Annotated in this window: 18 protein-coding genes and 3 pseudogenes; 13 read left to right on the forward strand and 8 right to left on the reverse strand. The window is 73.7% G+C overall.

Translation table 11 applies throughout. From position 1 onward, the window contains the following. The first annotated feature begins 41 nt into the window (after window positions 1-41). A complete protein-coding gene (locus ACFV3R_RS25810) occupies window positions 42-635 on the forward strand; it encodes a TetR/AcrR family transcriptional regulator (RefSeq protein WP_385587784.1) in 594 nt (197 codons plus the stop codon). A 57-nt stretch (window positions 636-692) separates the two neighbouring features. Here ACFV3R_RS25810 and ACFV3R_RS25815 read toward each other — a convergent pair whose 3' ends face one another. Both ACFV3R_RS25815 and ACFV3R_RS25820 read right to left on the reverse strand, forming a co-directional pair. Beyond that, window positions 693-1,247 carry a DUF488 domain-containing protein gene (locus ACFV3R_RS25815; protein WP_385587787.1) on the reverse strand — a complete coding sequence of 185 codons (555 nt, stop codon included), beginning with the start codon at window positions 1,245-1,247 and terminating at the stop codon, window positions 693-695. A gap of 154 nt (window positions 1,248-1,401) precedes the next feature. Next, window positions 1,402-3,057: an enoyl-CoA hydratase-related protein gene (locus tag ACFV3R_RS25820; protein WP_385587917.1), complete on the reverse strand. Its 1,656-nt coding sequence runs from the start codon at window positions 3,055-3,057 to the stop codon at window positions 1,402-1,404. Window positions 3,058-3,480: 423 nt separating this feature from the next. Here ACFV3R_RS25820 and ACFV3R_RS25825 point away from each other — a divergent pair, with 423 nt between their 5' ends. The 3 genes from ACFV3R_RS25825 to ACFV3R_RS25835 all read left to right on the forward strand — a co-directional run bounded on the left by ACFV3R_RS25825 (window position 3,481) and on the right by ACFV3R_RS25835 (window position 6,974). Beyond that, a complete protein-coding gene (locus ACFV3R_RS25825; protein WP_385587790.1) occupies window positions 3,481-3,717 on the forward strand; it encodes a chaplin in 237 nt (78 codons plus the stop codon). Window positions 3,718-3,969: 252 nt separating this feature from the next. Continuing rightward, window positions 3,970-5,373 carry a cytochrome P450 gene (locus ACFV3R_RS25830; RefSeq protein WP_385587793.1) on the forward strand — a complete coding sequence of 468 codons (1,404 nt, stop codon included), beginning with the start codon at window positions 3,970-3,972 and terminating at the stop codon, window positions 5,371-5,373. A gap of 410 nt (window positions 5,374-5,783) precedes the next feature. After that, the gene (locus tag ACFV3R_RS25835; protein ID WP_385587920.1) at window positions 5,784-6,974 is read left to right on the forward strand and encodes an FAD-dependent monooxygenase; all 1,191 of its coding nucleotides are present in this window, start codon (window positions 5,784-5,786) and stop codon (window positions 6,972-6,974) included. Between the two features lie 131 nt (window positions 6,975-7,105). Here ACFV3R_RS25835 and ACFV3R_RS25840 read toward each other — a convergent pair whose 3' ends face one another. Continuing rightward, complete coding sequence (locus tag ACFV3R_RS25840; protein ID WP_385587796.1) at window positions 7,106-7,567, reverse strand: MarR family winged helix-turn-helix transcriptional regulator; 462 nt, start codon at window positions 7,565-7,567, stop codon at window positions 7,106-7,108. A gap of 103 nt (window positions 7,568-7,670) precedes the next feature. Here ACFV3R_RS25840 and ACFV3R_RS25845 point away from each other — a divergent pair, with 103 nt between their 5' ends. The 4 genes and pseudogenes from ACFV3R_RS25845 (at window position 7,671) to ACFV3R_RS25860 (ending at window position 9,565) form a co-directional block, all read left to right on the forward strand. After that, complete coding sequence (locus ACFV3R_RS25845; protein ID WP_385587799.1) at window positions 7,671-8,228, forward strand: quercetin 2,3-dioxygenase; 558 nt, start codon at window positions 7,671-7,673, stop codon at window positions 8,226-8,228. Further along, complete coding sequence (locus ACFV3R_RS25850; protein WP_385587802.1) at window positions 8,225-9,109, forward strand: alpha/beta hydrolase fold domain-containing protein; 885 nt, start codon at window positions 8,225-8,227, stop codon at window positions 9,107-9,109. The genes ACFV3R_RS25845 and ACFV3R_RS25850 overlap by 4 nt, the downstream gene beginning before the upstream one ends. A gap of 80 nt (window positions 9,110-9,189) precedes the next feature. Beyond that, a pseudogene (locus ACFV3R_RS25855) lies at window positions 9,190-9,420 on the forward strand (inositol monophosphatase family protein); the annotation flags it as partial. 19 nt (window positions 9,421-9,439) lie between these two features. Further along, the gene (locus ACFV3R_RS25860; protein ID WP_385587923.1) at window positions 9,440-9,565 is read left to right on the forward strand and encodes a hypothetical protein; all 126 of its coding nucleotides are present in this window, start codon (window positions 9,440-9,442) and stop codon (window positions 9,563-9,565) included. 211 nt (window positions 9,566-9,776) lie between these two features. Here ACFV3R_RS25860 and ACFV3R_RS25865 read toward each other — a convergent pair whose 3' ends face one another. Continuing rightward, window positions 9,777-10,316, reverse strand: coding sequence for an EF-hand domain-containing protein (locus ACFV3R_RS25865; protein ID WP_385587805.1), 540 nt, complete (start codon window positions 10,314-10,316; stop codon window positions 9,777-9,779). A 445-nt stretch (window positions 10,317-10,761) separates the two neighbouring features. On the opposite strand from ACFV3R_RS25865, the pseudogene ACFV3R_RS25870 reads away from it, so the two are divergent. Then, window positions 10,762-11,083: pseudogene (locus ACFV3R_RS25870) on the forward strand (hypothetical protein). A gap of 217 nt (window positions 11,084-11,300) precedes the next feature. Here ACFV3R_RS25870 and ACFV3R_RS25875 read toward each other — a convergent pair. Further along, the gene (locus tag ACFV3R_RS25875) at window positions 11,301-12,959 is read right to left on the reverse strand and encodes a family 20 glycosylhydrolase (protein WP_385587808.1); all 1,659 of its coding nucleotides are present in this window, start codon (window positions 12,957-12,959) and stop codon (window positions 11,301-11,303) included. 252 nt (window positions 12,960-13,211) lie between these two features. Between ACFV3R_RS25875 and ACFV3R_RS25880 the strand changes: the two genes are divergently transcribed. Further along, entirely contained in the window at window positions 13,212-14,531 is a 1,320-nt protein-coding gene (locus tag ACFV3R_RS25880) for a glycoside hydrolase family 1 protein (protein WP_385587811.1), read from the forward strand. Window positions 14,532-14,552: 21 nt separating this feature from the next. Then, window positions 14,553-15,128: a TetR/AcrR family transcriptional regulator gene (locus ACFV3R_RS25885; protein WP_385587814.1), complete on the forward strand. Its 576-nt coding sequence runs from the start codon at window positions 14,553-14,555 to the stop codon at window positions 15,126-15,128. A gap of 380 nt (window positions 15,129-15,508) precedes the next feature. On the opposite strand, the gene ACFV3R_RS25890 is transcribed toward ACFV3R_RS25885, so the two are convergent. After that, window positions 15,509-16,102 carry a TetR/AcrR family transcriptional regulator gene (locus ACFV3R_RS25890; RefSeq protein ID WP_385587817.1) on the reverse strand — a complete coding sequence of 198 codons (594 nt, stop codon included), beginning with the start codon at window positions 16,100-16,102 and terminating at the stop codon, window positions 15,509-15,511. A gap of 102 nt (window positions 16,103-16,204) precedes the next feature. Here ACFV3R_RS25890 and ACFV3R_RS25895 point away from each other — a divergent pair, with 102 nt between their 5' ends. After that, a complete protein-coding gene (locus ACFV3R_RS25895) occupies window positions 16,205-16,945 on the forward strand; it encodes a nitroreductase family protein (protein ID WP_385587820.1) in 741 nt (246 codons plus the stop codon). A gap of 21 nt (window positions 16,946-16,966) precedes the next feature. Here ACFV3R_RS25895 and ACFV3R_RS25900 read toward each other — a convergent pair whose 3' ends face one another. Beyond that, a complete protein-coding gene (locus ACFV3R_RS25900) occupies window positions 16,967-17,155 on the reverse strand; it encodes a hypothetical protein (RefSeq protein WP_385587823.1) in 189 nt (62 codons plus the stop codon). A gap of 261 nt (window positions 17,156-17,416) precedes the next feature. Here ACFV3R_RS25900 and ACFV3R_RS25905 point away from each other — a divergent pair. After that, window positions 17,417-18,098: pseudogene (locus ACFV3R_RS25905) on the forward strand (transposase); the annotation flags it as partial. An 87-nt stretch (window positions 18,099-18,185) separates the two neighbouring features. Here ACFV3R_RS25905 and ACFV3R_RS25910 read toward each other — a convergent pair. After that, complete coding sequence (locus ACFV3R_RS25910) at window positions 18,186-19,472, reverse strand: Tim44-like domain-containing protein (protein ID WP_385587826.1); 1,287 nt, start codon at window positions 19,470-19,472, stop codon at window positions 18,186-18,188. Window positions 19,473-19,574: the final 102 nt, after the last annotated feature.

The following is a 19,574-nucleotide window of genomic DNA, read 5'->3' on the forward strand; positions in this document are numbered from 1 at the left end:
CCTCCGACGGGTACATAACAAGTGTTTGGTACCTTAACCGAATGACACCGGCGCGAGGAGACCACGAGGCCCGAAGGCGCGACGTGTCCCGGGCCGTGTGGCGCGTGCTGGCCGAACGGGGCTTCGAGGGGCTGACGTTGCGGGCCGTGGCGGCGGAGATGGGGGCCACCACGGGGTTGCTCACGCACTACTTCCCCGCCAAGCGCGACCTTCTGGACCACGCCCTGCGGCTGCTGGACGCGCACAGCCGCGACCGCCCGCGGCGGCAGGGCGCAGCCGAGGGGCTGCCGTCCCTGCGGGCGGCACTGCTGGACATGCTGCCCCTGGACCGGCGGAGCACCGCGGACAACCGCGTCTGGGTCGCCTCCTGGGGCGTGGCCCTGGCCGACCCCCGCCTCACGGCCGACCACGCCGCGCGGTACCGCGCCTCGAGCGAGAGGCTGGCCGGGCACCTCGCAGCCGCCCGGGAACGCGGCGAACTGTCCAGGTCCGGCCCGGTCGAGGAGATCGCGGCCGAGACCCAGGCGTTCGTGCTGGGGCTGGTGGTGCAGGCGCTGCTGGCGCCGGAGGAGTTCCCGCCCGAGCGCCAGACGGCCCTGCTCGACGACTGGTTGACGCGCCTGTCCGGTAGCTGAGGAGAGCGGGGCGCAGCGCGCTCTGCGTCGTGCGTCGCCTGCTGCCCGGGGGCCTGCTCAGAACCCGGCAGCGGCCTCGCCCGAAGGTGCGGTGCCCGCCCCGTCCGGCGCTCGCCCCAGGCCGCCACCGCCTCCTCCACTTCGGTGGTGGGCGCACGAGCCGGGGCCGGCGCCCTCGGCCACCCGTCCGCACTCGGGGCAGACCCGGTGCAGCCAGCAGGAGGGGTCGCCGCCCTCCTGCCGGTCCTGCTCGGAGGACCGGGGCCGGAGCAGGTCGGCCAGGACGGCGGCGTGGCTGAGGTGCGTCGGGACCGCGGAGGTCAGCAGGACGAGTGGCGAGGACATCGCCAGGACCCGCAGCCGCCGCAGCGCGCCGAGTCCGGGCTCCTGTTGCAGGCCCGCTGCATAGCGTTCGCGGAAGGAGGCGAACGGGGCGGAGGTCTCCAGGTACCACCGGGCCAGCGCCGCAGGAGGTGCCAGCGAGGGCAACCACAGCGGCGGCGCGGCCCCCCGGGCGCGAAGGGGCAGGGGGAGGCTGCGGTCGACCAGCACGCGGGTGCCCGGCGGGGACGCGAGGCGCAGCAGCGGACTCTCGACGCGGACGTACGGCACGGTGCCCCCTTGCCGGGTCGGCGGACAGCGCCGGGGCGCCGGCCGGGTGTCGGGCGCAGGCCGGGCGAAGCGGCGCCCTCGCCTGCCGCGGAGGCGCCGGGGCCTGCACCGGTCAACGGTACGCGGGCACGGCCGCCGTGGGGCCGCCACCCCGTCACGTTGCCGGCGTCTTGTGCACGAACGCCGAGCGCAGGGTGTGGAACGCGGCCGACGGGTCGTCGAAGACGGCCCGCATCGCGGCGAGTTCCTCGTCCCGGTAGGCGCGCAGCGGGCGCCGGGACTCCTCTGCCGCGCGGCGCACCTTCTTCTCGGTGAGACGCCGGCCGAGCGAGGCGTCCTCGGCCAGCTCCACCGCCATGGCCCGGACCTCTTCGGCGAAGTCGCCGACGGGGGAGGCCACGACGCGGTCGACGAGTCCGAGGTCCCGGGCCGCACCGGCGGTGACGGGCTCCGCGGCGCCGAGCAGCGTGTGCGCGGTCTCGGCACCGACCCGGCGAGGCAGGGAGTACGTCCAGTACTCGGAGCCCGGCAGGCCCATGAGGCGGTAGTGGGGGTTGAGGACGGCGCCGTCGCGGCACCACACCTCGTCGGCGGCTGCGGCGAGCATCACTCCGCCGGCCGCCGCGTTCCCGGCGAGTGCGGCGACCACCAGCCGGTCGGTGGTGGTGAGTACGGCCTCCACCAGGTCGTCGATGGCCTGGATGTTGCGCCAGGCCTCGCGCGCCGGGTGGGCGGCAGCCTCGATGACGTTGAGATGGATGCCGTTGGAGAAGAAGTCGCGCGGGCCGCCCAGGACCAGGACGCGGGTGGGGCGGGTGCACGCGTACCGGTAGGCGGCCAGCAGCCGCTCGCACTGCTCGGTGCTCATCGCACCGCCGGGGAAGGTGAAGTGCAGGAAGCCCGCCCCGCCGCTCTCGCGGTAGTGGACATCGCGGTAGGTGTGCGCGCCGTCCTCGGTGGCGGGCGGTGCCGGTACCTCGGGGACGGTGGGCAGCCGGTCCGCCAGGGCGAGGGTGGCGGGGAGGGTGTAGGTCGTGGGGCCGCCCGGACGGCGCCGGGGGCGGAGTTGCGGGATCCAGACGGCGCCGTCGGCCGTGGCCCGGCAGACCGCCTGGCACCGGGTCGCCACAAGGGCCCCCGGTTCGCCCCGGAGGCGGTCCTCGGGGTGACCGCCGTGCAGGTGCCACTCCGCCCCCAGCCAGGTGTCCAGGACGCCGGGTTGGGAGTCGGCGGCGCGGAGCTTGCGCAGGACGGTCGCGGTGGGATCGCGGTGCCAGTCGATGCGGCGTTCGGACTGCCGCAGCAGGGGGGCCACGACGGGTTCCAGGTCCTGCTGGGAGCGGGGGGTCCAGGTGGCGGAGGCGAACCGTGCCACGGCGAGCAGCACCGCCTCCACCGCAGCGTCGGCGACCTCGCCGCGGTACAGGTCGCTCTTGCCCACCGGTGGGACGGGGAAGCGGACGTCGGCCCAGACCGGTCCGGCGTCCATCTCCGCGTCGGCCTGGAGCACCGTCACCCCCCACTCGGTGCGGCCGGCCTGGACGGCACGGTCCAGTGAGGAGGGCCCGCGGTCGCCGGGCGGTCCTGGGTGGACGATGAGCACGGTGTGGGCGGACCAGACGTCCTGCGGCACCCGGCGGGTGAGCATGGGCGCCACCACCAACTCCGGTCGGTGGTGGCGCACGGCCGCCCGGACCGACTCCTCGTCGGTGACGCGGGCGAAGGCGGTGGTGTGAGAGCCCTGCCGCAGTTCGGCCTGGACCCGTTGGGTGAGGCTGTTGAAGCTGTCGGCGATCAACAGGATGCGCACGTGGTCTCCCGAGCGTTGCGAGATGGTCCGGTGGGACTGCGCCGGCCGCGCGTCGGCCGGCGGTTCGACGGTCCGCAGGTCGGCTGGGGCCCGGGCGGCGAGGGCGGACCAGGTGTCGGCGCTGCGGGTGCCGCGCGCCCGGCCCGCATTGTCGGTCACCGCCGGCAACCCGGGACCGGTGGCGCGGAGCACGTCCCGAGAGAGCACCCGCGTGGCGGAGGAACCTCGTGCAAGGGCGCGGGCGGTCGGGCAGGGCGGGCCGGGGCCGCGCAGCCCGTCCGCGGCGGATCACCTGACCGGAGGCCCGGCGCCGACGGGCGGGCCGGCGTGCGGCGACGCCCACGAGCGGGTGAATCCGGCCTGCCGCCGGGCCCCGCTGTTTCGATGGCGTCGGCAGATCGACCCCTACGAACAGGAGCAACCATGCGTCCTCGCGTCCTTGTCAGCGCCGCATGCCTGTCGGCGACAGCACTTCTTGCCGCAGCGGCCCCCGTCTTCGCGGACGCCGGCGCTCAGGGCGTCGCCGCGAAGTCACCCGGTGTCCTCTCGGGCAACGTCATCCAGGTTCCGATCCACGTGCCCATCAACGTGTGCGGCAACACGATCGACATCATCGCTGCGCTCAACCCGGCGATCGGCAACCACTGCAGCGCCGACTGACGCAGCACGTCGTGGCCGCGGCCGGCCCGGCACGGCAGGACGGCGACTCATCCGCCGTGCCGCCCCGGGCCGGCGCGACCAGGCAGCCCCGCAGGCCGCCGCCCGTCCGGAGCTCAGCCCTGCCGGACCGGCGGCGGCCTGCGGTCTGTCCGAGCCGCAGCTGCCCCTCCGTCTCCGTGCACCGCGCCCGCGCTCCAGGGGGCGGCCCCTACAGTGGAGTCCCGCGTCGAGGGCGTGCTCCGGGAGGCAGTGGTGACACTCGGTCAGGCAGGCGGCAGCGCTGCGGTCCCCCTGCGTTTTGGTCGCGCGCCGGGAAGCCTGCCGGGGGTCGGTCATCTGCCGGTGATGGCGCGGCGTCCACTGCAACTGCTGGGCGAGGCGGCCCGGCACGGGGACCTGGTCGAGATCCGGCTGGGCCGCCGCCCCGTCCACCTCGTGTGCCATCCGCGACTGGTGCGCGCGGTCCTCACCGACGACCGCCTCTTCGACCGCGACGGTCCGCTCTACGAACGGTCCCGGGCGGCACTGGGGAACGGGCTGGCGACCTGCCCGTACGCCGACCACCGGCGGCAGCGCCGGCTGCTGCAACCCGCCTTCCGCGCCGACCACATGGAGCGGTACGCGGCGGCGATGCGCCGGACCATCGGCGAGGCGACGCACAGCTGGCAGTCCGGCGGCACGGTGGACCTCATGGCGTCGCTCTTCGCACTGTCCGCCACTACGACGGTCCGCGCGCTCTTCGGAGCCGGGCTGGACCCGTCGGACCAGCGGGAACTGCAGCACTGCCTCGACGTCTTCCTGCGGGGGGTGTACTGGCGTGCGCTGCTGCCGTGGGCGGCCCGCCTTCCCACCGGCGGCAACCGCCGTTACGCCGCGGCGATCACGCGGTGGCGGGAGCACGCCGACCGTCTGCTGCGCGACCGCCGGGCCGTGGTCCAGCAGCTGGCCGGCGACGGTTCCCCGGGGGCCGCCCACAACGCGTTGGACCATCTGCTGACGGCACGCTCGGCGGACGGCTCTCCCCTGGCGGACGCGGAGATCCACGAGCAGGCCACCACCCTGGTCCTGGCCGGGGCGGAGACCACCGCCGCCGCCCTGGGCTGGGCGTTCCACCTCGTCGCCGGCCACCCCGGGATCGACGCCCGGTTGCACGCGGAGGCCCGTTCCGTGCTGGGCGAGCGCACCGCGGGCCCCGAGGACCTGCCCCGGCTGCCGTTCACCCGGCAGGTCGTCACCGAGACCTTGCGGCTCTGTCCCCCGGCCTGGGTGATCCCCCGGACCACCACCCGGGAGACGACGCTTGCCGGGCGCCATCTGCCGGCGGGCAGCACGCTGGTCTTCAGCCCGTACGTGGTGCACCGGCGCGCCGATCTCTACGCCGAGCCGCTGGCGTTCGCCCCCGACCGGTGGGCCGCCGACCGGGAAGCGCACGAGCGGGAGGTGGCGGCCAGGACCGTGGCGGGCGAGTTCGTGCCGTTCGGGCTGGGCGCCCACCGCTGTGTCGGTGAGGCCTTCGCCCTCACCGAGGCCGTCCTCACGCTCGCCTCGGTCCTCGCCCGGTGGCGGCCGACCGCCGTTCCCGGTACGCAGGCCGGTCCCGCAGCCCGGTCCGTCCTCGCCCCCCGCTCCCTCCCGATGCGGCTCCTCGCCCGCTGAGTCCCCGGCCCCGGGCGCTGCGGGTCGCGCCGTCCGCGCAGCGGTGGACACGGCCGGGAAGGAGCTCGCCTCCCACGCGCCGTCGAGGAAGAAGGCGGTGTGGCCCTCGCTGAAGATGCCGACCGAGGCGGGGTAGCCGGCTCTGCGGGCCCGCAGTCCCTCCTCGACGAGGCGCGCCACGGCCTCCGGGACGCAACCGGTGAGGGCGGGGGCCCTGCCGGGGTGCGGGGCGGACGGCAGGCCGAGGCCCGCCCTGCGCACCCGGGGGCCAGGGCCGGCACCCGTGCGCCGCCACCGTGGGCACCGGGCCGAGCGCGGACGGTGCTCCGGTCACCCCGCCCGTGATCCGCTCTGCGGCGGTTCCCTACCCTTTTGCCGAGTACGAGCGAAGGAGCACTGTGGTGGGGACCATGGAGACCCAGGTGGCGGTCGTCGGCGCCGGGCCCGCCGGGCTGACACTGGCGACGCTGCTGCGGGAGCGGGGCGTCGACTGCGTGGTGATCGACAAGTTCGACCGCGACCAGTTGCTGGCCAGGGCCCGCGCCGGTTTCCTGGAGCGCCGCACCGTGCAGCTCATGGACCGCCTCGGGCTCTCGAAGCGGCTGCGCACCGAGGGCCTGCCGCACACCGCGTGCGAGTTCCGGTGCGAGGGCGAGGTCGTGCGGCTGGACTACGCGGAGCTGTGCGGCGACACCCCGAGCTTCGTCTACCCCCAGCAGGAGGTGGTGGCCGACCTGCTGGACGGGTACGAGTCGGCGGGCGGCGCCCTGCTGGCGGGCCGCCCGGTCGTCGGCCTCGGCACCGAGCGGGGACTGCCGTTGGTGCGGTGCGCCGACGGCACGGTGGTGCGTGCCGAGGTGGTGGCGGAGGCGGCCGGTCAGTACGGTCCGGTGCGTGCCGCGCTGCCTGCCGGGGCCTTCACCGAGTACGACGTCCAGCACGGCGTGCGGCTCCTCGGCGTCCTGGCGCAGACCCCGCCCTTCGCGCCGCACACCGTCTACGGCCAGCACAGCGCCGGGTTCGCGGGGCAGATGCTGCGTTCTTCCGAGGTCACGCGCCTGTATCTGGAGGCCGCCGAGGGCGAGACCCCGGCGGACTGGCCCGAGGACCGCGTGTGGCGGGAGCTGGACGAGCGGCTGGCGCTACCGCCGGGCACGCTGCGGCGAGGGCCGGTGCTGGAACGTTCCCTGGTGGAGATGCGGACCCGGGTGGTGGAGCCCATGCACCTCGGCCGGGTGGCGCTGCTGGGGGATGCGGCGCACATCGTGCCGCCCTCCGGCGGCAAGGGGATGAACCTGGCCATGGCCGACGCGGCCGATCTCGCGACCGCCCTGGGCCGGCACTTCGCCGAGGGTGCCGCCCAGGACGTCGGCGAGGTGCTGGCGGCCTACTCGCGTCGCCGTCTCGCCGACGTGTGGCAGGTGCAGGAGTTCAGCCACTTCATGCTCCACCTCCAGCACGGCCCGCGGCCGGGCACCCCGGACGCGGGGTACCTGGAGGGGCTGCGGCGGGCCCGGCTGTTCCGGCTGCGCGACGACCCGGCCTACGCGCGGGCCTTCCTGGAGCGCTACATGGGGCCCGGGCTCGCGCCGGAGCTCTGAGACGGCGCCCCGGCGGGCGCGGCTCCGCACCCACCCCGCCCCGTTCCCGCTCCCGGGCGCCCCTCCCCCGCCGTGGGCCGCGGCGATGTCGGCACCGCCCGGGGCGCCGCACCGGCTCCCCCACGCAGCGGTCAGCCGCCCCCGCGCCTGCCGGGGCCCGGTCCCGAGGGCGGCGGTCCCCAGGGCTCCTCGAGCGCGGCGCGGAGCGCGTCGACCCGCCCCCGCCCGATGCGCGTGGCGAGTTCCTCCTCCAGCGCAGCCAGGACGCCACCGGCCAGCCGGTGGGAGCGTGCGCCGCTCTCGGTACGCCGGATCAGCTGCCGCCGGCCGGAGGAGGGGTCGGGGCACTGCTGCAGCAGGCCCTGCTCGACCAGGCCGCGCACTGCCTGGTGCGCGCTCTGGCGGGTGACGCCCATGCGGCGCGCCAGTTCGGAGACCGTGGTCCCCTGCTCGTCGAGGACCGCGAAGAGGCGCAGGTGCGTCGAGGTGAGGGAGGGCTCGCCGAGTTCCTCCAGCCGCGTCAGCAGCGCTGCCTCGAACCAGCGCCGCGCCTCTCCCAGGAGCTGGGCGAGATCCCGTCCGATAGCGGTCATACCTGCCTCTCAGGTGGCGTACGGCACCACGTTAATCGGGATGCGCCTGGCCTCCCGCCCTCCTATGTCAGGTAGCCTGACATAGATATCGTCAGGAGGAACCATGACGTTCGAGTACGCCACGCGCTACCGGAGCGCCTCGCGCATACCGGCGGAACCGGGCAAGCCGTACTTCGTCGAGAAGGGCGAGGGCGACCGCGCGCATCTCTTCGGTGACCTCATCACCGTCTACGCCGGTGCCGAGCAGACCGAGAACACCTTCAACTTCTTCACCTGCGAGGGGCCCAAGGGCGACATCATCCCGGCGCACGTGCACCCTGACACCTACGAGGTCTTCTACGTCACGGGCGGCGCCGTCCGGCTGTTCGTGGAGGACACCGAGGGTGTGCAGCAGGAGAAGCTGCTGACCTCCGGGGACTTCGGCTTCGTGCCGAAGAACTGCCCGCACGCCTACCGGATGGAGCGCCACCACACGCAGATCGTGGGTGTCGCCGCGGGACCGGGAGGAACCTTCGAGCGCTTCTTCGAGAACCTCGGGGCCCCCTCGGAGCGCATGGGCATGCCCGTGGAGCCGGTCGTCCCACAGCGGGAGGACTTCGCGGCGGCGCAACGGGACTTCGACGTCCGCTTCCTGCCCCAGCACCGGTGGGAGACCCGGTGACCGGCCCCGACCCGACACTGCTGCGCCTGATCGGCGCCCCGCACCCCGACCTCGCGCCGCTGCCGCCGGCCGCACCGCTGGACTCCGGCGTGCGCCTGCTGCGCGGTGTGCCCTACAGCGTGCCGGAGGGGGGCCGCCCCCTCGAACTCGACCTGTGGCTGCCCGAGTCCACCGGCGGTCCCGTGCCGGCGGTGCTGTTCGTCCACGGCGGGGCGTGGCGCCGGGGACGGCGTGACGACATGGGTTACCGGCTGCGTTCCTGGCAGCCCGGACCGTTCGCCCGGATCGCGGCGGCGGGCATCGCGGTCGCCGCCGCCGACTACCGGCTCAGCGGGGAGGCCGTCTTCCCCGCCCCGCTGGAGGACCTGCGGGCCGCGCTGCGCTGGCTCGGCGTGCGCTCGGCGGAGCTGGGGATCGACACCGGCAGGACCGCGGTCTGGGGTGAGTCCGCCGGCGGTCACCTGGCCTCGCTGCTCGCCCTGACCGCCGAGGACCCGGCGCCGGTGGGTGCCGTCGTCTGGTACGGGCCGAGCGACCTGGCCACGCCGCGTGGCGCTTACGATCCGGCGAACCCGGCCACGCCGGAGGCGATGCTGCTGGGCGCCGCGGCCTCCGCCCTGCCCGACCTCGCCCGGGCGGCCAGCCCGGCCTTCCAGGTGCGCCCCGGAGCACCGGCCTTCCTGCTCGCGCACGGCGACCGGGACAGCATGGTCCCCCACTCCCACAGCGAGGAGCTGGCGGCGCGGTTGCGGGAGGCGGACGTGCCGGTGGAGCTGCTCACCGTGGGCGGCGCCGACCACGTCTGGCACGGGATACCGGAGGAGCAGGTGGCGAAGGTGTTCGACCACTCGCTGCGGTTCCTGCGGGACCTGTTCGGCTGAACCTCTCACGGGCCGCCCGCCACCGGGCCGCAGACCGCTGCGCGCGGCCTGCGGCCCGGTGGCCTCGCTACCCTCCAGACATGACGAGCAGACGGGACGGGAGCGACGCGGAACTGGCCGTGACGGCGGCGCAGGCGGGGGCGGCGGTGATTCGCGAGCTGTACGGGGGGCCGCTGGAACGGTTCGGCAAGGGCGCGGGGGACTTCGCCACGGCGGCGGACCTCGCAGCGGAGAAGGTGATCCTCGACCTCCTGCGGACCGCGCGTCCCGGCGACGCCGTCACGGGTGAGGAGAGCGGGCCGGGCGGCTCTGTGCCAGGCGGCGGGCTGCGTGGTGACGGATCTCCGCGGCCGGCCGCCGCACACCGGTGTCGGCGGACTGATCGCCGCGGCCGACGAGGAGACCCACGCCGGCTTGCTGGCGTGCGTCGAGGAGCAGACGGCCGGGGAGCGCTGAGGGTCCCGGCCGGGTCCCGCTCAGGATCTCGCGTCGGCCGGTAAGGTGAGCCGGCCGGGAGCCGGGAGGCGGGCGGTTCGCCGGACCGGGTCGCATGCGCGGGCCAGGGCGCGTGAGCGGACCGGGTCGCGGCGCCGCGCCCCGGCGGCCGAGGTCGACGGGGGGCGCCTGCCGCCACCTCGCGGTGGCGGCAGCGATCGCCGGGCAGCTCCTAGTCGGCGAACCGGCCGCAGAGCAGGTTGCCCGGTTCCGCCGGGTCGTCGCTGATCCAGAACTGGCGCCACAGTGCGGCGAACTCCGTACGGCTGAGGTAGCCGTCCCCGTTCAGGTCCAGCTCCTCGAAGACGCCCGTGAGGTCCGCGGGCTGCCCGTTCCAGGTCTCGACGAGCCTGCGGTGTTCGTCGGGGGAGATACGTCCGTCGCCGTCGGTGTCCACGGCGTCGAAGACGGTGTCGGCGGTCGCGGTGACGTACGTGACCATGGCGGGCAACCGGTCGACGAGCGTGAGGAGTTCGGCCATGTCGACCGTGCCGTCCCCGTTGGCGTCGCCGACTTCCCGCAGCGCCGTCCACCAGCCCATCAGCAGCGTCTCCACCCGCGCGCGCAGTTCCGTCCCGGGCCCCACTGCAGGGAGCCGGCTCCAGCGGGTGACGAGCGCCCTGAAGTCCTCCTCGCGGAGGTAGCCGTCACCGTCCGCATCGAAGGCGGCGAACACCCCTGCGAGCTTGCGCTCCTGGAACGCGCTGGCCATGAGCGGCCTCCTCGACACCGAACCGCACTGTGAACTGCCGGGCAACCGCCCTTACAAGAGGGCAGACAGTGCGCAACTATAGGACAGAACGCTTTTCCGCCTGTATGGGCACATGTGCGCGAACGGTCTGATGTCCCCGCCGGCCGGGCCGAGCGGGTCAGGTGACGAGGCCGGCACGGGAACGGGCCGGCAGGCATGAGAGCACCGAACGGGTGCAGGCACAGGAGGTCGGCGGTCTCCGGTCGGCAGCGGTTCCCGGTCGGCCCGGGACAACGCCTCCGGGAAGCGTCGTCCGGCGCGGAGGCCGCCTGGCGTCACGGTCGCCGCGGGATCGGTCAGGGCTGCGCGCGTTCCTGGGGATATCGGGTTGTGGCGCCTCGGGGACGGCCATAGGGTCACCAGCATGTCCCTACGTCTTCGGATGCGTCAGGCCCTGCCGGAAGCGATGCGCGCCCGCGACAAGGTCGCGGTCAGCGCACTGCGCGCGACGCTGGCGGCGCTGGACAACGCGGAGGCGGCGCCCTGGGCGGAAGCAGCCCCGCACGCCTCGGCCCTGGAGCAGTCGCCGGTCGGGGCAGGGGCCACCGAGGTGGCACGCGTCGAGCTGACCGAGCAGGGCGTGACGGACATCGTGCGCGGCCGAGGCCGCCGAACGCAGCGCTGCCGCAGCGCAGTTGACGTCCCCCGCGCACGCCGACCGGGCCGAGCGGCTGCGGGCGGAGGCCGCGGTGCTGCTGCGCTTCCTCGACGGCCCGGGGACCGCGTAGCGACGAGGTTCTTCTTCTGGGCCAGGCCGGATCAGGGAACGGCGTCTGGTGCCCTGCATCGCAGGGCGGAGGTGGGGCCCCCGGTGCCCCCGGTGCCCCCGGTGCCCCCGGTGCCCCCGGCCGGAGGCTGGGGGAGTTGCGAGCCCGGCAAGATCCGGCAGAAAGGCCCTGGGCCGCGCCGGCCCGCCCGTCCGCAACCGGCCGCCCGAGCCGCCCGTCAACCAGTGACCCGTCCCTCCCCCGCCTCCGGTCCCCAGGCGACCTCGGTGGACGCCAGATGGGGCAGGCCCAGGTTCCGCCACAGCGGTGCGTGGTGCGGCAGCCGGCCGGCGGTGTCGGGCCAGGGGGCGGGGGTTGCGTTCCAGGCGGTGTCGGCGAGGACGGGGAGTCGCGGCAGGAGGAGGGTGGCGACGTCGTCGAGGCCGGTGACCGTCTCGCCGAAGAGCGTCATCTCGATCCCGGCCAGACGGTCGTCCGGTACCGCGTGTGCGGCGGGGTCCCAGTCGGCCACGTGCCGCACACCGCGCGGGCGGTAGGCGGGGAACCCGAGGCGGGCCGCGTCCGCGCGCTGCTCGGCGGGCACCACCGCGCTGTCGTAGCGGCGGTCCAGGTAGAGATGCGACTGCGGCGAGAGCAGGACCCGTCCACCACCGTCGAGGATGCGCCGCAGGTCGTGGTCGGTGGGGCCGAAGAAGCTCCGCAGCGCTCCGACCACCGCCATGGTGTGCCCGGCGGCCAGCAGTTCGGGGCGGGCCCGCAGCTCCTCCTCGGTCTCCGGCAGCTCCATCATGGGGACGTCGACCCAGAACTGGGCGATGTCCTCGGGCTCGACTCCGGCCCGTGACGTCTCCTGCCAGCCGATCGGCCGCTTGCCCGCGGCCCGCGCCAGAGCGCGGAGTTCGCGCACGGCGGTGTGGAAGCTGTCGGCTGTCATACCCACCGCCTCGTCGCCTCCGATGTGGACGAACGGCCCCTCGGTCAACGCGCAGACCTCGGCGAGGAGGGCGGCGACGGTCTCCCGCGTCGCGGTGTCGGCGAGGTCCAGCGGCGGGACGAAGGGGAAGCGGTCGGCCAGGCCCCCGGGCGCGGGGGCCGGCGGCAGGTGCGGCAGGGCCGAGCGGAGTGCGGCGCAGTGTCCCGGCAGGTTGATCTCGGGGACGAGCGTGACGAAGCGGTCGGCCGCGTACGCCTGGAGTTCCCGGTACTCGGTGGCGGTGTAGCGGGCCTCCCGCCCTCCGGTCCGCCCGTCGCCGGAGGTGCCGGTGGCGGGAAGGGCCTCCAGTTGCAGGCGCCATCCCTCGTTGTCCGTGAGGTGCAGGTGGAGCACGTTGAGCTTGTAGAGGGCCATCAGGTCGATGAGGCGGCGCAGTTCGTCCGGTGTCAGGTAACCGCGTGCCGGATCGACCAGGAGCCCGCGCCAGGCGACACGGGGCGCGTCGCGCAGCCGCTGGTGGCCGATGCCCTCGGGCGCTTCGCCCCGGGTCAGCAGCAGTTGGGCAGCGGTGGTGGCGGCGCGGAACAGCCCTTCCGGGGTGGCGGCCCGGCAGTGCACCCCGCTGTCGTCGACCACGACCTGGTGGGTTTCGTCCACCGGCTTCTCGCCGCCGTGCGGGTCCAGGCCGATCGGCTCGCGAGGCGCGTCCACCCCCTCGCCGGACGCGTGGAGGCCGAGGGTGAGAAGGAGGGCGTCGTCGGTGGCGGTCGCGGGGAGGAGGCGCTCACCCAGGTGCGGCGCCAGCAGGGCAAGCAGGGTACGGGCGACGGGCTCGGCTGCCGGGGTGAGGGCGACCAGCCGCCAGCGACGGCCGGCGGTGCGGGTGCGTCCGCCGCCGGGTGCGGCGGCGTGACACCGGGGGCGGGGCAGGACGGAGTCCATCGGTTTCCTCCACCAGGCGGTCGCGGGGCACGGTCCGGGTGCGTCTCCTCGGCGGCTCCCGCGCGGCGTGGGCCGGATCGGCGGTGGGCCCGGCCACGTCGGCGGCTGGACCGGCCCGGTTCGCCCGGGGGGGTCGCCGGCTCCGGGGGCACACCGGGTGGCGCAGCCTGTACGCTACACCAAAACCGATCAATGAACGCTTTTTCTTGGCGCACCGCTTCCCCGGTGGCGCACCGCAGGGAAGGAGTCTCCATGACCACCGCGACCGGCCCCGACTTCGCGACTCCGCCGGGGTTCCTGCTGGGAGCCTCGACCTCGGCCCACCAGGTCGAGGGCAACAACCTCGCCAGCGACTGGTGGGCCCTGGAGAACCGCCCGGACAGCCCCGTGGCCGAACGCAGCGGCGACGCGGCCGACAGCTACCACCGGTGGCCGCAGGACATGGATCTGTTGGCCGAACTCGGGTTCAACGCCTACCGGTTCAGCATCGAGTGGGCGCGGATCGAGCCGGAGCGCGGACAGGTCTCCCGGGCCGCCGTGGCCCACTACCGGGAGATGGTGCGCGGGGCGCTGAGCCGTGGCCTGACGCCGGTGGTGACGCTCCACCACTTCACCTCGCCCCGCTGGTTCAGCGAGCTCGGCGGCTGGGCATCCGCCGAGGCGGTGGACCTGTTCGCCGGCTACACCGGTACCGCCTGCGAGGTGCTTGCCGAAGGTGTCCGCCATGTCGCCACCGTCAACGAGCCCAACATGCTGGCCCTGCTCTACACCCTGCTGCGAGGGCGGACCGGGGCGGACGGCAAGGCGGCCGGCTCGGGCTCGGGCTCGGGCTCGGGCTCGGGCTCGGGCGAGAGTGCGGCCGGCGCGGTGGCCGACGTCCGCCTGGCCGCCCCTGATCCGCAGGTGACCGACATCCTCCTCCGCGCCCACCGGGCAGCCTCCGCGGTCCTCAAGGCGGCTGATCCGGCCTGTCAGGTGGGGTGGACCGTCGCCAACCAGGTCTACCAGGCGCTGCCGGGTGCCGAGAGCCGGGCCGCGGCGCACGCCTGGCCGCGGGAGGACCTCTTCCTGGCGGCGGCACGCGACGACGACTGGGTCGGGGTACAGGCCTACACCCGCAACCTCGTCGGCGCCGACGGCCCGCTGCCGGTTCCGCAGGACGCCGTGCGGACGCAGACGGGCTGGGAGTTCTACCCGCAGGCGCTGGAGCAGGCCGTGCGACACACGGCGCAGGTGGTGGGGGGCTGTGTGCCGATCCTGGTGACCGAGAACGGCATCGCCACCGACGACGACCGGCAGCGGGTGGACTACACGCGCAGCGCGCTGGCCGGACTCGCGGCGGCCATGCGGGACGGGGTGGACGTCCGGGGCTACCTGCACTGGAGCGCCCTGGACAACTACGAGTGGGGCTCCTACCGTCCACGGTTCGGCCTGATCGGCGTCGACTTCGACACCTTCGCGCGCACCCCCAGGGAGTCCGCCCGGTGGCTGGGACGGCTGGCCCGGGCCGGCCGCATTCCCGGCCGTCACGAGGGCCTGGCGGGGGCGACCGGGGCCCCGGCCGCCCCCTGACGCGGCGGTAGGGTGATCGGCATGCCGAAGAGAGGTCCCTACGAGAAGGGCGAGGCCAAGCGCGCCGAGATCCTCCGTGTCGCATTGGAGATCTTCGCCGCAGAGGGCTACCGGGGCACCTCCCTGCGGAAGGTGGCCGCCGCCTGCGACCTGAGCCTGCCAGGGCTGATGCACTACTTCGCCTCCAAGGAGGACCTGCTGACCCAGGTCCTGCGGATGAGAGACGAGACCGCCCGGCTGCGGCAGGTCGGAGAGGGCGACGCCGGGCAGGTCCACGAGGTCATCCAGGAGGCCGTGAAGACACCGGGCCTGGTGGAGCTGTTCGTCTCCATGGCCGCCGCGGCGAGCGACCCCGCCCACCCCGCCCACGCCCACTTCGCCGAGCGCTACCCGCTGCTGCGCGAACGCGCCACAGCGGTGGTGCAGCAGGCGATGGACGAGGGCCGCTACGTGAGAGCCGTTCCGCCGGAGCGGGTCGCCAACCTGCTGATCGCGGTGATCGACGGCATCCAGCTCCAGTGGCTCATCGACCGTACGGTCGACATGGAGCAGCCCTTCGACGACCTCCTCACCCTGCTGCGCGCCGGCGACGGGTAGAGCGGGCCGCAGGTCATCGAGCCGGTTCCGGCCGCCGGGCCCCGGGCTCTGCTACCGGTGGCCCGGCCCACGGCAGCTGAGCAGCACACACGGAGAACTTCCGGCGGAGTACCAGGCAGTGTCTTCACCGTGGCGTCGTTCGCCCGAAGGGCGGGCCCGGCGGTGTCTGGTGCGTGCGATCGCAGGGCGGAGGGAGGAGAGCCCGGCGGGCTGCGCCGACGACCGGCAGCGCGGCGAGCGTGCAAGCCAGGCGCCGCCGGACAGGCGGGACTTCGAGGACACTGTCCAGGAGCTGTTGCAGTAGTCCCGCCTTCCTCTCGGTCGAGCGGCGGGTCCTTCGCATCGGGCACTGGGCATACCGAGCAACCCAGTGGGGCCTGTCAGATCGTGGTCGGCAGCGCGTTTTCCAGGAGGGTCTCCGCAGCTGACCGTGCGTACCGGCCGTAGTCCGACTCGCCCAGCACCATGGCTCGGCTGGCGGCGCCGTCCGCGAGGGTCACGAGTTGCTCGGCAAGGACGGCGGGCTCGCGGCAGCCCAGTTCCGCTACCAGGTCGGTCACCAGCCGCACCATCAGCAGTTTCTGTTCACGGGCGTAGGAGTGGACCGCGTTCCGCGGGTCGGGGAACTCCGCGGCGGCGTCGATGAACGGGCACCCGCGCACGGGATCCGTGCCGGTCGGGGGCGGGTCGAACAGTGCGAGGATGCGCTCCCTGGCAGGGATGTCCTCGCGTGCCAGCACGCCCTCCAGGGTGTGTCCCCTCGAGGAGAGGTCCTTGAGGTGAGCGAGGACCAGTTCGTCCTTGGTCCTGAAGTGGGCGTAGAGGGTGCGCTTGGACACCGGCGCCCGCTCCGCGATCTGCTCCATGCCGGTCGCGTTGATCCCCTGGGCCGCGAACAGTCCGGCCGCGGCGGCCAGGATGCGCTCCCGCCCTCCGCGCCCCGGCCGCCGAGACGCCGTCGCCGTCGTGGTCATGACCTGAGTATACGTTCTCGTTTACTTCGGAGGGGACGGCTGGTTATAGTGCCACTTCAGGTAAACGATCGCGTTTACCTTGGCGATCCTGAGGAGAGTTCCATGAGCGGACCGGTCTTCACCCCGACACGTACGAGCGAGGCGCCCACAGACGGGACACAGCCGGGCCGGCGGCGAACGTCGGAGTACGCCGAGCAGCTGATCCGCGGGCGCCGCGCGACCCGCGCATTCCGTCCCGACCCGGTACCCGAGGACACTCTGCGCGAGGTCTTCTCCCTGGCCGGCACCGCGCCGTCCAATTCCAACGCGCAGCCGTGGCGGGTCGAGGTGGTCGGGGGCGCACGGCGAGACCGTCTGGCCGAAGCCCTGCGAACGGCCCACGCCGAGGGACGCGTCACGGCCGACTACCCGTACTCCGAGGACATGTACGCCCCCGTCCACCAGCAACGGCGGGCCGCGTTCGGTGCCGGTCTGTACGGAGCGCTGGGCATAGGCCCCGACGACCACCCGGCTCGTGCGGCCTACGACGCGGAAAGTCTGGGCTTCTACGGGGCCCCCCATGCCGCGTTCCTGTTCGTCACCGGCGACGGCGGGCCGCGGCTGGCCGCCGACGCCGGCGCCTACCTGCAGACGCTGCTGCTGGCCATGACCGGCTACGGCGTGGCCAGTTGCCCGCAGGGTTTGCTCAGTTTCTACGCCGACACCGTCCGCGATCAACTCGGAGTGGACGAGGGGAAACTGCTTGTGGGTATCTCCTTCGGCTACGCCGACGACAATGCGCCGGTGAACCGGATCGCGACCGGCCGGGCGGACCTGGCGGCAACCACCACATTCCACAGCTAGAGTCGGTCCCGAAGGCACTGGTCACCTCGTCCGGACGGCGAGTCTGTCGTGTCCCGTGGCCACAGCGCGGTTCTGTTTCAGCCGGTTGATCCCGCACTCCACGGTGCGGCGTTCCTTGTAGTCGTCCTTGTCGGAGGCCGAGGGCCGGCCGCCTCGGGAGCCGGGCTTCTTGCGGTTGCGTATTTGGCCGGCTTCTCCGGGCTGGCGCATCCGATCCTGCGTCTGCGCAGGTAGGAGCGGTTCGCACGGGATCGCATGCGTGCGAGCACGGGCTGGAACTGCGGGCTGTCGTGACGGTGGCCCGCAGTTCCAGCAGGGGCAGCGGCTTCTGCCCAGCCCGGTCACGAGGTGGATCCTCGTCGTCAGGCCACCACGGGAACGTCCGAGCCCGTGATCGTCCGGCTCGGTGTCGACCCCACCGGGCGGCTCACGCAACAGGTCCCCTTTCCTCGCTCCTGTCCGGCCGGGCGTGTGGACGCGCTGTTCGAACCCGCGGACGCGGTGTTGTGCACGGACGGCCCGGTCCGGTCGCTGGTGGAGCTGTCGCTGGTCGGTGGACACCGGCGGGGGCGCGGCGGGCTCTACGAAGCCCTGGCCGCAGGCCGGGTCGATGTGGCCCGGCCTGCGGCGGGCCGTGGCCGTGGCCGCGACGCCTCTGACGTGGGTGGCGGACGGCCGGTTGGTGCTCGCTGCCGACCTCGTCTGCTGGCTGCGGCCCAGCGCGCACACCTCGCCGCGGCGGATCCTGTGCCACGCCTACGGACAGGGCAAAGAGCAGCACATTCCCGTTCCCGGCCGGCCGTACTCGGTGGTCTGCGCACCCGAGACGGGTCGCAGTTCCTGGACCGCGCCGCTGGACGCACTACGTCTGGCGCCGGGTGACGACGCTGCCACTGCCACGGCTCGGCAGATGCGTGAGCCCGCCCAGCGACTGGAGGCAGCCGGGCAGTGGACGGAGAGCGATCCGGAGATCCTGACCGTGGTGGATGCCGGCTACGACGTTCCCCGCCTGGCCTTCCTTCTGAACGATCTCCCGGTGCAGGTACTGGGACGCATACGCTCGGACCGCGTCCTGCGACGAGCACCGAAGGCCTCCCGCCCCGGGCCCGGCCGGCCACCGGGAAGCAGGAACACCCGGCCCACCCCACGCCACACGTGCACACAGCCGGCAAGGCAGGCTCCGCGAAACGACGAACGAAGAAGTCAACCCACGTCCGCGCCGCACAGGTTGAAGACCAAGCTAGTCGACGTCGGCGGTGACCACGGTCCAGCCAGCAGCCTCCGGGCCGTCCAGGCGCAGGTCGAAGGCGAAGCTGAGCGGGCGGCGGCGGTGGGCGTCGCCCTGGAGAACCTGCTCGGTGCGGCGGTCGACCTGGTAGAAGACGCCGTCGGCGCGGACCGTGACGCGGAAGACGATCGGCTCCCGCGACACGAGCGAGTCCACCGTGATCGACGTGACGTCGGCGTCGCGCATCACCGTCCGGTTGACCGTGCGGACGGACGTGAAGTCGAGGCTGCCGTCGTTCATCACCCACTCCTCGATGAACTGCTCGACGGCGACCTCCAGGACCGCCTTGTCGAACCGGCCGTCGAGCACGCTCAGGTCGCCGGCCGCGGCGTCGGCGTCACCGCTCCACGACAGGTTGGTGAGCGAGAGGATGTCGCCCGCGCCCCGGACCGAGGTCTTCCCGGCCACCTCCAGCACGGCCTCCCGGGCGACCGCCTTCTGGTCCCAGCCGTCCGTCTCGATGTCGCCGGTCAGGTGGTGGGCACCCTCGGCCGCCTGCTCCACCGAGGAGACGATCCACTCGCCGGCCGGGCTCTTGCGCAGCGTCCAGTACTCGACGGGTCGCGTCGAGCCGTCCTTGCGCTCGGAGTTCGCGCCGCGGTGGCGCACCACGTAGTCGTTGAGCGTCGCGCTGATGCGGAAGGTGACGGTGTCGTTCACCTCACCGGTGCGGTTGGCGAGGTCGACCAGTTCGACCACCGGGCCCGAGACGATCTCCACCACGTTGGTCTCGCCGCGCGACTCGTAGTCGTTCAGTTCCTCGACCCATTTGCCGTAGAGCGCCGGGGACATGATCCGCTGCAAGGTGACGTGGTCGTGCGCGGTCCAGGCGCGCTGGGCGGTGGTGTACAGCCAGGCGGCCCGCTGCTTGAGCGGTTCGAGGTCGAAGGTCGCGTCCGTCTGGGCGAGTTGGTCGACCTGGGCCTCGACCTGCCGGGCGCGATCGCGTGCCTGCTCGTCGCTGCGGTGGGCCGCCCGGTCCGAGCCGGTGTTCAGGCCGCTCCCCCGCCCGGACTTCTGCCGCCGCTTGACCAGCCACACGATCAGCACGATCACGGCCACGAGCAGCAGCACGCCGAAGATCCCGCCGTCCCCGCCGGAGCTCGAACCGGAGCCGCCGACGAAACCCCCGCCGAACGACCCGTGGAAACCACCGCCGCCGCTGGACCCGTGGCTGCCGCCGCCGAAACCGTGGCTACCGCCACCACCCCGGGCGTACGCGACCGACGGGCTGCCCAACCCGACGACTCCAGCGACCACACATATCCGCAGACCGGTACGCACCCGTGTCCTCTCCGACATTCACCGACATCCCAGAAGAGCCTACAAGTCCGCCCGCGC

It is taken from the genome of Streptomyces sp. NPDC059740, assembly GCF_042733155.1.
Lineage (GTDB): Bacteria > Actinomycetota > Actinomycetes > Streptomycetales > Streptomycetaceae > Streptomyces.

Bases quoted from the DNA above. Each gene is read 5' to 3' on its own strand.
- ACFV3R_RS25825 (WP_385587790.1), top strand. From the start codon at position 3,481: ATGCGTCCTCGCGTCCTTGTCAGCGCCGCATGCCTGTCGGCGACAGCA.
- ACFV3R_RS25885 (WP_385587814.1), top strand. From the start codon at position 14,553: ATGCCGAAGAGAGGTCCCTACGAGAAGGGCGAGGCCAAGCGCGCCGAG.
- ACFV3R_RS25895 (WP_385587820.1), top strand. From the start codon at position 16,205: ATGAGCGGACCGGTCTTCACCCCGACACGTACGAGCGAGGCGCCCACA.
- ACFV3R_RS25840 (WP_385587796.1), bottom strand. From the start codon at position 7,567: ATGACCGCTATCGGACGGGATCTCGCCCAGCTCCTGGGAGAGGCGCGG.
- ACFV3R_RS25875 (WP_385587808.1), bottom strand. From the start codon at position 12,959: ATGGACTCCGTCCTGCCCCGCCCCCGGTGTCACGCCGCCGCACCCGGC.
- ACFV3R_RS25865 (WP_385587805.1), bottom strand. From the start codon at position 10,316: ATGGCCAGCGCGTTCCAGGAGCGCAAGCTCGCAGGGGTGTTCGCCGCC.
- ACFV3R_RS25845 (WP_385587799.1), top strand. From the start codon at position 7,671: ATGACGTTCGAGTACGCCACGCGCTACCGGAGCGCCTCGCGCATACCG.
- ACFV3R_RS25835 (WP_385587920.1), top strand. From the start codon at position 5,784: ATGGAGACCCAGGTGGCGGTCGTCGGCGCCGGGCCCGCCGGGCTGACA.
- ACFV3R_RS25880 (WP_385587811.1), top strand. From the start codon at position 13,212: ATGACCACCGCGACCGGCCCCGACTTCGCGACTCCGCCGGGGTTCCTG.
- ACFV3R_RS25810 (WP_385587784.1), top strand. From the start codon at position 42: ATGACACCGGCGCGAGGAGACCACGAGGCCCGAAGGCGCGACGTGTCC.
- ACFV3R_RS25900 (WP_385587823.1), bottom strand. From the start codon at position 17,155: ATGCGCCAGCCCGGAGAAGCCGGCCAAATACGCAACCGCAAGAAGCCC.
- ACFV3R_RS25890 (WP_385587817.1), bottom strand. From the start codon at position 16,102: ATGACCACGACGGCGACGGCGTCTCGGCGGCCGGGGCGCGGAGGGCGG.